General features: G+C 37.0%; 12 protein-coding genes. 4 read left to right on the top strand and 8 right to left on the bottom strand.

Annotation, left to right across the window (positions count from 1 at the left end):
- Positions 1-149 precede the first annotated feature (149 nt).
- Both helD and AC5WOF_RS08090 read right to left on the bottom strand, forming a co-directional pair.
- Positions 150-2474 carry an RNA polymerase recycling motor HelD gene (gene helD / locus AC5WOF_RS08095; protein ID WP_496049457.1) on the bottom strand — a complete coding sequence of 775 codons (2325 nt, stop codon included), beginning with the start codon at positions 2472-2474 and terminating at the stop codon, positions 150-152.
- 202 nt (positions 2475-2676) lie between these two features.
- Complete coding sequence (locus AC5WOF_RS08090) at positions 2677-4299, bottom strand: SulP family inorganic anion transporter (protein WP_496049456.1); 1623 nt, start codon at positions 4297-4299, stop codon at positions 2677-2679.
- A gap of 242 nt (positions 4300-4541) precedes the next feature.
- On the opposite strand from AC5WOF_RS08090, the gene AC5WOF_RS08085 reads away from it, so the two are divergent.
- The 3 genes from AC5WOF_RS08085 to AC5WOF_RS08075 all read left to right on the top strand — a co-directional run bounded on the left by AC5WOF_RS08085 (position 4542) and on the right by AC5WOF_RS08075 (position 6029).
- Positions 4542-4979 (top strand): DUF350 domain-containing protein, encoded by a 438-nt coding sequence (locus AC5WOF_RS08085; RefSeq protein WP_496049455.1) that lies wholly within the window; start codon positions 4542-4544, stop codon positions 4977-4979.
- A 142-nt stretch (positions 4980-5121) separates the two neighbouring features.
- A complete protein-coding gene (locus AC5WOF_RS08080; RefSeq protein WP_496049454.1) occupies positions 5122-5553 on the top strand; it encodes a MarR family winged helix-turn-helix transcriptional regulator in 432 nt (143 codons plus the stop codon).
- A gap of 14 nt (positions 5554-5567) precedes the next feature.
- A complete protein-coding gene (locus AC5WOF_RS08075; RefSeq protein WP_496049453.1) occupies positions 5568-6029 on the top strand; it encodes a VOC family protein in 462 nt (153 codons plus the stop codon).
- Between the two features lie 143 nt (positions 6030-6172).
- Here the strand turns inward: AC5WOF_RS08075 and AC5WOF_RS08070 are convergent, their stop codons facing one another.
- Genes AC5WOF_RS08070 through desA form a run of 3 tightly spaced genes read right to left on the bottom strand, consistent with a single transcriptional unit; the run spans position 6173 to position 8000 of the window.
- Positions 6173-6574, bottom strand: coding sequence for a permease prefix domain 1-containing protein (locus tag AC5WOF_RS08070; RefSeq protein ID WP_496049452.1), 402 nt, complete (start codon positions 6572-6574; stop codon positions 6173-6175).
- A complete protein-coding gene (locus AC5WOF_RS08065) occupies positions 6575-6931 on the bottom strand; it encodes a PadR family transcriptional regulator (RefSeq protein WP_496049451.1) in 357 nt (118 codons plus the stop codon).
- A 55-nt stretch (positions 6932-6986) separates the two neighbouring features.
- A complete protein-coding gene (gene desA, locus AC5WOF_RS08060; RefSeq protein ID WP_496049450.1) occupies positions 6987-8000 on the bottom strand; it encodes a Delta(5) desaturase DesA in 1014 nt (337 codons plus the stop codon).
- 474 nt (positions 8001-8474) lie between these two features.
- Between desA and AC5WOF_RS08055 the strand changes: the two genes are divergently transcribed.
- Positions 8475-9839 (top strand): MATE family efflux transporter, encoded by a 1365-nt coding sequence (locus AC5WOF_RS08055; protein ID WP_496049449.1) that lies wholly within the window; start codon positions 8475-8477, stop codon positions 9837-9839.
- Positions 9840-9876: 37 nt separating this feature from the next.
- On the opposite strand, the gene AC5WOF_RS08050 is transcribed toward AC5WOF_RS08055, so the two are convergent.
- From AC5WOF_RS08050 to AC5WOF_RS08040, 3 genes are all read right to left on the bottom strand, one after another.
- The gene (locus AC5WOF_RS08050) at positions 9877-11064 is read right to left on the bottom strand and encodes a low temperature requirement protein A (RefSeq protein ID WP_496049448.1); all 1188 of its coding nucleotides are present in this window, start codon (positions 11062-11064) and stop codon (positions 9877-9879) included.
- A 245-nt stretch (positions 11065-11309) separates the two neighbouring features.
- The gene (locus AC5WOF_RS08045; protein WP_496049447.1) at positions 11310-11780 is read right to left on the bottom strand and encodes a YbaK/EbsC family protein; all 471 of its coding nucleotides are present in this window, start codon (positions 11778-11780) and stop codon (positions 11310-11312) included.
- Positions 11781-11801: 21 nt separating this feature from the next.
- On the bottom strand, positions 11802-13364 hold the full coding sequence (locus tag AC5WOF_RS08040) for a 2-isopropylmalate synthase (RefSeq protein ID WP_496049446.1): 1563 nt from the start codon (positions 13362-13364) through the stop codon (positions 11802-11804).
- Positions 13365-13381: the final 17 nt, after the last annotated feature.

Genomic DNA, 13381 nt, shown 5'->3' with positions numbered 1-13381 from the left:
ATTTTTAAAATGAGTTTATACAGGGGTTACTGCGCCGACCTCAGCACTGACTTCCCTCTTTTTACCCCACAAACAATTGCTCTGAATAATGATGGCATTTGAAGCAGACAAGGGAATTTTTATCTATTTGAAAGTATAGATTCCCGTTACTACTGTATTTCATACAGATTTTTGTTTACTCTATTCATCAACCTTGATGCTTCTCCCAATGAAAATAAATATAATTCATGCATCGCTCTTGTACATACTGTATAAAACAATCTTCGCTCTTCTTCTCGATAGTAAACTTGATCTGAAGCGTTATAAACCAAAACGACGTCAAATTCAATTCCTTTAGCCAGATAGGATGGAATGATAACGACTCCTTGTTTAAAAGAGCTGTTCCCATTTTTAATGAGTATTACATCCATTTTCTCTTTTAATAGTTCATACGCTTCTACGCTTTCTCTCTTTGTTTTACAGATGATAGCAATAGAAGTATGGTTCTCTTGGGATTTTTTTACTTGCTGAATCAATTTCTCCCTCAGTTCTTCCTTATTATTCACTTTGGTAAGAATGGGAAACAAGCCTGGACGTTCAAATGGTTCTATCTTCTCTCCATTTGGAAGTAATTCTCTCGTAAATAAGATAATTGGCTTTGTAGATCGATAGCTTCGATGAAATATAATTTTTTTGGATCGATCTGTTTCAAACCAAGCAAGCAATGGGGTTAATCCATCCTCCAGTTGATGAGCATGAATCGTTTGGTTAATATCCCCCAAAACAGTCCATTTGCTTTTGGGAAATAAATGTTTGATAAATGCAAATTGAAATGGAGAATAGTCTTGAGCTTCATCGATAAATACATGACGAATAGAACGATTCGTTTCAAATCCTTCAATGGATTCTTTCACAAATAAATAAGGAGTTGCGTCTTCATAAGGCAAGATAGATTGATCGATCTGCTGTTTTGTCTGTTTACAAATAAGTTTCCAGTTCTTTGGTAAATCGCTATCTGTCTTTTTCGGATCAAAAAATTGCTTGTATATCCCTTTGACATTCACAAATGAAAGTCGATTGACAAAACGATAAACAGCACGAAACGCACGTTTGATCACAATGGAAGCAAGCATGTCATATTCCCTTGTATGATCGTCAAACGTATTGTCTGCAAAGCGCTTTTGTTTTTGTAGTTGTTGATGTACCTTCGTATATACTTCTTCTTCTAAAAGATCAATTTCTTTCTCCACCCACTCTTTATCTTTTTGTGCTTCTTCCACTTCCTTTAATTGTTGTTGTAATTTCTTTTGAATGATCTCTAATCGATTAATAATGGACATATTAGAATCCATATCGTAAAACTGCTTTCTGATTACATCTTTAGAAATGGCTACTTCCCCTCGAAAATGAATATCACGAAACAAAAAGCCGGATTGTTTTAAGCTTGTCAAATAATCATTCATCATATTTAGAAATAAAAGGGAGGACTTAAAACGTATCCCTTCCATTCTCGCCAAGTAATCGTTATTATTTTTAGGATTCAAAGCATATTCCAACTGATGGAATGGATCTTCTACTCGAAACTGCTTTCCTAAGCGACGATCCAAAAAGTTTTGGAATGTAGACTGTAGCATGTTTTCTTCACCTAGCTCTGGAAGTACAGTAGACACATAACTATTAAACATCGCATTTGGTGAGAATAACATGATTTGATCAGCTTTCAATGTTTCTCGAAACCGATACAAAAGATAAGCCATTCTCTGCATAGCAGAGGATGTTTTTCCACTCCCAGCTGCACCTTGAACCACCAATAAATGACTTTTATCATCACGTATGATTTGATTTTGTTCTTTTTGAATAGTAGAAACGATATTTTTAAGATTTGGATCAGCTTGCTGTCCCAAAACTTCTTTTAACATCTCATCGCCAATGGTAACACTGGTATCAAACAAACTTTTGATCACACCACGACGAATCAAAAATTGCCGTTTTATTTTCATTTCCCCTGTAATCGATCCACTTGGTGTCTCAAATGATGCTGTTCCTGGAGAAGCATCATAATATAAACTAGAGATAGGAGCACGCCAATCATAAATAAGAAACTCACTTGTATCTTCATCGTAAAAAGAACCTAATCCTAGATAAACAGATTCTACTTCTGTTTCTCCATCCTCTTGAAAATCAACACGTCCAAAGTAGGGAGAATTTTTTAGTTTTTCTAGTAAAACGACACGTTGATCAGTATGACGGTGAGTTCGCTCTTTTTCAGATAAAACTTCTGCTTGTTGGCGGATGCTGGCCGCTGTTTCTATTGCTTCTATTGAATCCTCCATATTAACTGTCACATCATCCCAAAAACCTTTGCGGATTTTGACGATATCTGACTTTAACTTATCTGTCTCTGTTGTGAATTTACTCAAAGATGTATCAATTTTGCTCGTTACTTGCTCCACTCGCTGCTGCTCTTTTTTCCAATCTTCCTTTGAGATACTCATCCTAATTCCCCTTACGTTCTTAGTAAAAGAATGTTTGACATCAGCTGATGCAAATGGTATAATTAAATTGGATATTAATGACTAAATATATATCCTTCTTTTAAAGTCGTACATCTATACTAGTACGTTTTTCGTACATTTGCAAATAAAAATTAAAGAACTTGTCTCGTAACACCAGACAAGTTCTTTTTTATGCGTTTTGTTACTTTTCATACGCTTGGATATTAATAGACTGTATTTCGAGCTGTTTTGCAAAATCTTTTGCTTCTTCTATATTTTTAAACACGTATTTTTCATCTAAGCTTTGATATAACCTTGTCGTTTGCAGCAATTCGAGTGGCTGAGTCTGTAAACCAGCGAGGATAAATTGCACCTGATGTTGCTTACACTTTCGAATAATCGAACTCAATACTGCTTCAGCCGTGATATCCATATACGGAACATGCTCCATTGAGAGAATAAGATAATCTTTTGGTAAATCTTTTGCTAAAAGACCTGCCAACCGTTTTGCAGTTCCAAAAAAAATAGGTCCTTTTAACGTGTATACATGTGTTATTTCATTTTCTTGTAGTTCCACGTTTGCTTTTCTCACTACAAATTCTTTACTCATTCGGAAAACAAAGAACAAAATGGACAACCCAAGTCCAACCATTACGCCAATTGCAATATCAGTCAGTACAATACATAGGAATGTTGCACATAGCACAATAGAATCACTTGTCTTTGACCGCAATACAAATTTAAATTCTTTTCGTTCACTCATATTCCAAGCAACGAGCATTAAAATGGGTGCCATACTAGCGAGTGGAACATGCATCGTTAAAGGGGAAAGAAAAAGCAGAACAAGCAAAACAAATATGCTATGAACAATTCCAGAGACAGGCGATGTCGCTCCATTGCGAATATTGGTTGCTGTTCGAGCTATTGCTCCCGCAGCAGGAATCCCACCGAAAAAAGGTGTCACAATATTAGCAACGCCTTGCCCAATTAATTCTCGATTACTGTGGTGTTTCTTACTAGTCATTCCATCAGATACTACAGCCGACAGAAGAGATTCAATCGCTCCAAGTAAAGCAATAGAAACAGCAGGAAAAAATAGCAACTCGATTTTACTCCATGTAATCTCAGGAAGATGAATAGCAGGCAGGGTAGAAGGAACTCCACCAAAAGTACTTCCTATGGTTTGAACATGCGAAGGATAAAACCATGTGGCAATGAAACTCGAAACAACTAACCCTACCAGAGGCGCAGGGATTTGTGGCAAAAACTTTTGAACCAAAAAAATAACCAGCAAACATATCAGAGCTGTTCCAACACTAGCAAAACTAATAGTATGCAGCTGAACAAATATTTGCTTGAATTTATACAGGATATGACCATCTTTGATATTCTCCATCCCCAAAAAAGTATGAATTTGGCTGGAGAAAATGATGACAGCAATACCAGCAGTGAACCCAATTGTCACAGGCTTTGGAATATAATGAATGACTGCACCTAATCTAAATATTCCCATCAAAACCAGTAAAATACCTGATAATAGTCCAGCCAGAAGGAGATTTTCATACCCATATACCATTGTTAAACCTAGTAAAACTGGTACGAAGGTAGCTGTAGGTCCTCCTATTTGGAAAAAGGAACCACCAAATAAAGAAATCAGAAATCCTGCAATAATGGTAGTATATAACCCATACTCCGGTCGAACACCAGAAGCGATTGCAATCGCCATCGCTAATGGCAAAGCTACAATTCCAACTACGATTCCAGCAGTTACGTCTTTACGTAAGCGTGCCCAGGAATAATTTTGAAAACGATATACACGAAACATGCCTATCCCCTTTGTCATGAATTTTTACCTTTTCCTTCTAATTTATATTCTTTTGTGAAAAATGTCTATTCATTGACAATTTCTTTCATAAAAACGTTACATTTCACTATATCTTTTTTCTTGCCTATCAAAGAAAAAAGATATAAATACGAATAAAATAAGCAAATAACCTTTTGTTTTGATTACTTCTATTGTACTTTAAAAGTAAATATAAATTTGAAACAACAATTGGAGGTATTTTATTGAACGATCAGTTGGATTCGATTTTAAACTTTTTGCTGTATCTCGTTGTCGCATTACCGATTCTAATTATAGGGATTCTTGTCTTCATTTATACAACTCCTTATCGCGAATATCGCCTCATCCAAGATGGAGCTGCTACAAATGACCCGCAAAAAATAGCTGCTGCCAAAGCTGCTGCTCATGATTTAAGTGGGAAAATTATCGGTCTTGCTATTGTTGTGGCCTCTGTTGTCATCAGCTCGGGAAGTATTTTGGATCTACTCATCTGGGGATTGATCGGAATCATTTTTCAAGTCATCATCTTTTATCTTTTTGCGTGGCTCACTCCTTTTCATGTTATTGAAGAAATACCAAAAGGAAATGTCGCTATTGGAATATTCTCTTCGCGCATGAGTATTGTTTCTGGTTTACTACTTGCAGCACTGGTAAGTTATTAAAACGCACACCAATTATTGGTGTGTTTTTGGGTATATGAATAAGGATAATGGATAAACACAGAAAATGAAGCAGCTGTTCCATTGTGTGGTTATGTCGGCGCCTATATAATGAGTACAGACTCTTTTTTTGGAGGGTGATCACTTGAGTGATTTATCCGAACAACAACTGGGCCATTGGGTAAGACGACTTAATCATGTTTTGATCCATAACATAAGTGAATCATTAAAACCTTTTGACTTAGGACACAGCCAATGGCAAGTGCTTCATATTTTAGATGCAGAAAAGAAAATTTCTATAAAAAAGTTACGAGAACAGATGAATGTAGAATCCGGCACGTTAACTGGTGTGATTGATGCACTGATTCGTAAAGGTTGGGTTCTCAGAGAAGAAGATCCAAAGGATCGACGAGTCAAACAAATAATGATGACAAAAACCGGGCAAATTAGATGGGCTTCCCTTCCGGATCCAAAATCACTGGTATATCAAAAATTGTCAAATAACATTCCTCAAGAAGAGATTGCAATAACTGTAAAAGTGTTGCGACAAGCTTATGAAAATTTAACAGCTAAGTGAAAGGATGTATAGATATGGATCATGGATCAAAAACCCCTTGGGGAGGATTCCATCATATTGCCATTGTAACCCCTGATCTCGATACAACAATTCACTTTTATCAAGATATACTAGGAATGGAAATCGGGAAAATTTACCCTGCTAAAGGTGGAAGGGGAAGACATGGATTTATTAAGCCTGGTATTTGTGACGGATTAGGTTTGCATTTCTTTGAAAATCCACATGCTAAGATCATTTCCTTCCCAAGAGGTACACTGCTACCTGAATCTCTTCAAACCAATTCTTTTGTCGACGGTGTATTGCAACATATCGCTTTCTCCTTACCTGATGAAGAAAGTGCACTTATCTTACGCGAACGATTACTGAAATTTGAGATAGAAATGACAGATATATATGAAATTGAGTCCTTAAAAGATATGATCTTTATCGACAAAACAAATGGAATTTTATTAGAAGCTATTTGGCCCTCGAAGTGAAATTGCATAAAAAAACTGTCGTTAATACCAACGGCAGTTTTTCTTTTATGTATATTTGTTTTTACCATATGTATACTATTTCTTGAATTTTTTTAAACAGGTGAAAAAGAAGAGGGAAACAAAATGGTGGAGAGTCTTCCCTCCTATTTGGATCGCATCCAAATGAACAACATGGACAAGGGCCACCATAAAACGACAAATGTCGGATAGACAAACCAAATTTCACGAGGAGTGTAGTAAAAGTTAGCAAAAACAAACAAAGCTATGATCAACAGGCTTCCCCATATGGAAAAACCTAAATTTACTTTAGACATATTCTTTTTGGGAGAAAGAGTTTTTTGCATGAGTTCTTGTTTAATCTCTTGCACATCACCGAATTCAACAATAACTTTATTAATGGCATCTTCTTCTGCTTTCCCGTCAGCCATTAAATCTTGTACTTTTTCTTCTAGATTTTCTACAATCTCATGTATAATTGTCGTTTTCTCATCACTTTCCGGAACATCCTTAAAAAGTCTCTCCACATGTTGTTTTAATGTCTTCACTCACATTCCCTCCATAAACAGATCAATAATATCTTTTGTCTCCTGCCATTCCTTCACTATTTCATGCAAATAGGCTTTCCCCAGCGGAGTGATGCGATAATATTTTCGCTTGCTACCATGTGTAATACTGCCATAGTAAGATTCGATAAGTTCTTTACGGTTTAACCGTTGGAAAACTGCATATAGTGTTGCTTCTTTTATGTGAAATCGATCATTGGTGCGTTCGCTAATTTCCTTGGATATCTCATAACCATATCGATCCTTCTCCAATATCAACCGTAAAATAATGGAGTCCAAGTGTCCACGAATAATATCACTTCGAATGTTTTTTCCCTCCAATGCATGATCAATCCACATGTGAGCCTATTCTTCTATTATAGTGAGGAATCGCAGAATAAAAAGACATAATTTGTTAGCTTATTTTTTTGCTGTGGAGGAACTTTTTGATATAGCTAAAACTCATTAATTTTTTCCGATTCTCGTCCCAAATTTTAAATCGCAATGATTTGAAGCTAGAGAAAAAAGTAACCGGTTCAACCTCTTGAAATAATTCATTATCTTTATGTGCTTTATCCAGATAATAATTAGGAACACGACTGCTTAAATGATGAATGTGATGAAAACCAATATTACCAGTGAACCACTGTAATATACGAGGCAATTTATAAAAAGAACTTCCTTGCAAAGCAGCATCTACATGATTCCAATTTTCTTCTTTTTCAAAGTAAGCACCTTCAAATTGGTGTTGAACATAAAACAGCCAAACACCTATTAAACCAGAAATAAAAAAGATAGGTCCTTGCACGAGTAAGAACGCTTTCCAGCCAATCAACCAACAAAACAAAGTTATGGTTCCAACGATCGCAACATTTGTTAGATACGTATTATTTTTCTCTTTCTGTTTTGCACCTTTTCGATTAAATCGATATTCGATAAGAAAGATATAAATAGGGCCAAGACCAAACATGATAATGGGATTTCGATAGAGTCGATATGCTAGTCGTTTCAATTTCGGCAGTGCTAAATACTCTTCTACGGTAAGTGTCCAAATATCCCCTTCTCCATGCTTATCTAAGTTTCCGCTAGTAGCATGATGACGGGAATGACTGTATTTCCATTGATCATATGGACAAAACGTGAGTATACCAGTAATCGTTCCTACGATACGGTTCACTCTTCTGCTAGCAAAGAAAGACCCATGACAACAATCATGAAAAATAATAAAGATTCGAACTAAAATAGCTCCAGTTATGGTTGCCAAGGGCAAAGTCAGCCAATAAGAAACAGATAAACTCCAATAAGTTGCATACCAAAGTAGTACAAAAGGAATAAATGTATTACTTAATTGCCAAATACTACGTTTCATATTGGATTTCTCATATGGGGCGATCATCTGTCGCCAGTTATCTTTATTGTGTTCTGTCATTTATAAATCCTCCTAATTGAATGATCATTTCGTCTAAGATTTATTGCTCCATGAATTGAATATTTCTATACTCAAATTACTTTTCCTCATAGAGTAATTACCAACAATAGTACTCTATCACATAGAATAAATCAACTGCTTTCTTTTTTCTTCAAACACCTTATTTATCTTGATACTTTTAAATACACACATCTTTTTACTTTCTTTGATAGAGTAATTTAAGGTTGATTTACTCTATTAGACATATTTCTTTTCACAGACTTCTAAAAAAAGCCATTCATCTGATTAACGATGAATGGCTTTTTATCTAATCTTTGTTGCTAAACTTGCTGTATTTCATTACGTTCGACTTCACATGTAATTTCTTCATTTCTTTAATATTCAATTCTAAAAAGTTATAAGTTAACAAATAATTGGTTCCATCTAGTATAATCCTATTAGAAAGATATTGTTTCTCGACATCTAGGAGTTCAAGTGTCACTTCCATATGTAAAAAACCTATGGAAAGAGGCGTGGCCCAACATTCTCACACAAGTCTTTCAACTGAGCCTCAATCTCGTCGATGCTGTATTCGTCGCAAAAATCAATCTAGTTGCTGTAAGCGCAGTGGGAATCAGTACCACGATCCTAGCAACGATTGCCACCGTAGCGTTTTCAGTATCCAACTCCACCTCTGCTTTTGTAGCACAAAGCAAAGGTGGTGAAAATCTTCTAGAAAAAGACGAACCATTGGCGAATCAGGATGACCAGATCAGACTTGTCGCTGTACAAGGTTTGATCCTAACTGCAGTTCTCGGTCTGCTTGGCGGCATTTTAATCATCTGCTTTGCACATGAGATGGTTTCCTTCTTCAGTGTAGATACACAGACCTCAGCAGAAGCGTCAACCTATCTCCGTATTGTCGGAGGTTGCTCCATCGTAACATGGCTGATGCAAACGATGGGAGCTATCCTTAGAGGTGTTAAAGATAGCAGGTCTGTTTTTCAAACTGGCTGGCGAATGAATCTCATTCATCTGCCACTCGATTACTTCTGTATCTTCTATCTACACCAAGGTGTTAAAGGAGCAGCCGTCGCAACTGTTCTCTCCACCACAATCGGAGCAGTTTATATGTGGCGAAATAAGCTGCAAAAAAAGGTGTTTTCACAGGTTGACTTTACGGTTGAAGTCAACTGGACACTACAGAAAAAAATAATCAAGCAATCACTACCTAACGCAGCAGCCCTTTTGGCTGGGTGGTCCGTCACCAATACCTTCAACTATGCTATGTTGAAGATTGGAAGTGAAGATGCCTTTGCTGCCTATCGCATCGCATGGCAAATTAAAAACACTATCAATGTCGCCTGGGTCACTGGATTTTCCAGTGCACTGATCCCTTTGGTAGGAGAGCAGTATGGGATGAAAAACTATAAAAATTCCCTGCGCTACTGTAATTGGGCGATCAAAGTGATGGTTGGTGTATACGGGCTCCTGCTGACACTGGAACTTCTGATAGGCAAGTGGATTATCCAACTCTTTACTCATGACTCACACATCACACATATGAGTTACTGGATGCTTATGATGCTGGTCATCATGGATAGCATTTGGGGCATTTATAAGTGTGTGACGCAGTCCCTCAACGGGGTCACGTACAACGAGTGGCTGATGTTGACTGATTTCATCAGTTCCATTTGCTACTGCGCAGGTGTGTGGTTTGCAATCAACAACCAATGGAACTATCGGAGCTTGTTCTTTATCGAAATGGGATACTGGCTCATTCTTTGTATCTTCGCTTTTCTGCGATTTTATTGTCGTGGATGGATTCCAAAGGATAAAGACAGTGTGGTAGGTTCATAAGCGAAAGCACCTCTCGATTAAGGAGAGGTGCTGCAAATTATTTCTGATGTCTCCAAAAGAATAAACCACATACTACTTGGTATAAGATAATAAGGGTTAGAATTATTAAAATAATAAAGTTAGACTGCCCATCAAATAATAATCCACATGCAATCGCTAAAACTCCTGAGATCATACTAGATATAGCAATCTTCCGATACTGATTACTAAAATCAATGTTATTTTTTATACCTACAAAACTACTAACAATACCAATATAACCTATACATATCAAAAGAACTCCGGCGTTAATACAGAGAAACCAATGTTCCATATAACTATTATTGTTCATTTCCACAATCACATTTAAAATTCCCGTTCCAAGCATAGCGATGGACATGCAGAGCGGTAAATGAAGATATATCCATATCATCGTGTACCACCTACCGCGAAAGGATCGATACATGATTTGATCATAATACACCCACCATACTCCAAATGATAGGATTAAACCAATTAAGCTGCTCCAAATTACAGAACTAGATATGTTTGCAACAGTCGAAGCACCGTGGATTACCCCGGCCACCATTTCTCCAATCGCTAGCATGGTAAGTAAACCTGTACGTTCTGGAAGATGAGATTGACTGAGGGGGGGAAGTTTTTCTTGATCTTTTAAGGTGAATATGGGAGTGAATAGATCCACTAATATCCCAGTTATCCAACAAATATAGCGTAACGGTCCATCAACAAATATAGAGATTATCCAGAAAATAATTCCAATACTAAAACCAATCGTATACTTTTGTGATAAATTTTTCATTAAATGATGGTAATACCCAGCAGATAACCAAAGATAAATCTGTATCAATCGTGCCATGATAAAAAAGATAACAAAAATATTAGCTGAATCTGTCTCTATATTTTTTGTAGAATAAGCCATACCAGCTAAACAAATTATTTTTAGAAAAGTAAAAAAACGATGCCGGACATCATCCATCTCATATCGTTCGTTATAGATGGTTGAACTATGCCAAATTAGCCAGACTGAAGTAAAGATCAGTAAAAATTTTGCTATCGCATATAGGCTTAAATGATGTTCTAAATTCGAAGAAATACCTGCAAAAATCTCTACAAACACTAGATCATAGAACAATTCCAACCAAGTTGCTTTTCGTTCCTCTCCATTGGTTTGTAGGATAGGTTTTCTCCACCATATCCCCAAATAGGAACGTAATCGATCCTTCACTTTCTTCCTCCTTTGAAATCCTTATAGCCTTTCTATATCATTGAATCGAAATTTTATCTGTTCTTCATTCTCCTGATAAATACACGGATAAACGAGCTCCGACCCAGATACAATCTCCAAGAGAGTGCACCTAAGGCCTAACTTTGTGGTGGATTTGACTATCTGATTATACTATATATTTCACATTGAAAAATTTCTTATTAAACAAAAAGAAGTTGAATCAATGTTCAACTCCTTCTTTATATTTATTCTTTCACGTTTGCAACTTTTCCACCTGTCATCTGCACCAATTCATCCGGTGTCATCTGAAACACCGTCTTCGGATGTCCTGCTGCTGCCCATATGATTTCGTATTGCAGTAAATCTTCATCGATCAAAATCTGTATCGGATTACTGTGCCCAATGGGTGCTACTCCACCGATGACAAAGCCTGTTTGTTTTCTGACAAAGTTGGCATTTGCTTTCGCAAGTTTTTCTCCTACTACGTCCTCTACTTTTGATTCATCAATCCGATTTATCCCGCTGGCTACTACTAGCAACGCAGTTTTTGATACCTCTAACTGAAAGATAATCGATTTAGCGATCTGTGCCACTTCACATCCTATCGCCTCCGCTGCTGCAAGAGCCGTATGAGCATCATCTGGTAATGTGACAATTTCCTGGGAATGTCCAATATCTTGTAGGATTTGTTCTACTGTCTGTACTCTTTCATTCATACTATGGAACCTCACAGTTTCTTAATTTACTAAAATCAAGTGTTCTACTACAATACTATTTATTGCGTTGATATAAGCTAATGCGCTTGCCTTCATAATATCCGTATCTGTTGCTTTTGCTGTATAGGTATTCCCTTTATACTCCACTTGAATCTTTACTTTCCCTAAAGCTTCTTTTCCTCTGGATACACTACTAATATGATATTCCATTAATTTTACATCAAAGCCACACCCATCCGTGATAGCTGAATAAAGTGCATCGATCGGACCATCTCCAACACTGCTTCCCTTTATTGTCTCATCACCTTTTTTCAAATGAATACTCGCAGACGGAAAAGTTGTATTACTAATGACTTGCAGATCAACTAATTCATAAAACTGATCACTGTACATCATATCTTGATTTTTCTCGTGTTCTCGATAATAGTTTTCCACTAATACATATAGATCATGATCGTATACTTCTTTTTTCGCATCTGCCAGCGCTAGAAAAGCTGCAAAAATCCCTTCAAATTGCTGTTCTGTTAATGATTGAAACCCTAGTTTGCATAAAGCATTTTTGACTGCGTGTCGACCGGAACGTGCAGTCAAAACCAGCTCCATATCTTCCAATCCGATCTCGACTGGACGGATAATCTCATAAGCATCTCTCGATTTTAACAATCCATCTTGATGAATACCAGAAGAATGAGCGAAGGCATTTCCACCTGTAATCGCTTTGTTGACTTGTACATCCAAGCCCATAAAACTGCTAACCAATCTGGATGCATTTATGATTTCTTTTTTGTTGATATCGGTATAGGCACCGTAAACGGTTGAGCGAGTATGAAGTGCCATCACTACTTCTTCTAAAGCAGCATTTCCTGCACGCTCTCCAATTCCATTGATTGTACACTCCACTTTATCTGCTCCATTTTTTATCGCAGCTAATGTGTTCGCAGTCGCCATCCCTAAATCATTGTGGCAATGTACACTCAGTAATACTTTATCGTTTACATTTTTCAACCGATCGTTTAATTTAAAGATCAGTTCTCCAAATTCTTCTGGAACTGCATATCCTACTGTATCCGGAACATTGATAATGGTGGCTCCAGCTTTAACTACTGCTTCAATAGTGGACCACAAATATTCAAAATCAGAACGGGATGCGTCCTCTGTAGAATACTGAACATCAGGTAGCAATGTTTTTGCATATTTGACCGCTTCTATTCCAATATCGAGAATTTGATCTTTGGATTTACCAAACTTTTTCTCCACATGGATATCAGATGTCCCTAAAACGATATGTATCAAGGGATTCACTGCATATTTCACACTGTGATACACTGCATCTATATCCGATTTCACTGCTCTTGCCAATGCGGTGATCATCAAGTCATCCGTATTTCCTACTTTCTCTGCTACTGCTTTTACCGCTTGAAAGTCACCAGTTGAGGATGCAGGAAAACCAGCTTCAATGATATCCACTTGCAGTTTTCTCAACTGCTGGGCTACCTCAACCTTTTCATAAAGATTTAGCTTTGCTCCAGGAACTTGCTCTCCATCACGCAAAGTCGTATCGAACACCCATATCTTTCTCGTCATCTTAATCTCTCCTCATC

This window comes from Shimazuella sp. NTD250, from assembly GCF_059510375.1.
This window is presented reverse-complemented; position numbering and strand designations above follow the sequence as displayed.

What these genes read in the sequence shown, in the direction of transcription:
- AC5WOF_RS08040 (WP_496049446.1), bottom strand. Translation starts at nt 13,364, where the DNA reads ATGACGAGAAAGATATGGGTGTTCGATACGACTTTGCGTGATGGAGAG.
- helD (WP_496049457.1), bottom strand. Translation starts at nt 2,474, where the DNA reads ATGAGTATCTCAAAGGAAGATTGGAAAAAAGAGCAGCAGCGAGTGGAG.
- AC5WOF_RS08065 (WP_496049451.1), bottom strand. Translation starts at nt 6,931, where the DNA reads ATGTGGATTGATCATGCATTGGAGGGAAAAAACATTCGAAGTGATATT.
- AC5WOF_RS08075 (WP_496049453.1), top strand. Translation starts at nt 5,568, where the DNA reads ATGGATCATGGATCAAAAACCCCTTGGGGAGGATTCCATCATATTGCC.
- desA (WP_496049450.1), bottom strand. Translation starts at nt 8,000, where the DNA reads ATGACAGAACACAATAAAGATAACTGGCGACAGATGATCGCCCCATAT.
- AC5WOF_RS08090 (WP_496049456.1), bottom strand. Translation starts at nt 4,299, where the DNA reads ATGTTTCGTGTATATCGTTTTCAAAATTATTCCTGGGCACGCTTACGT.
- AC5WOF_RS08045 (WP_496049447.1), bottom strand. Translation starts at nt 11,780, where the DNA reads ATGAATGAAAGAGTACAGACAGTAGAACAAATCCTACAAGATATTGGA.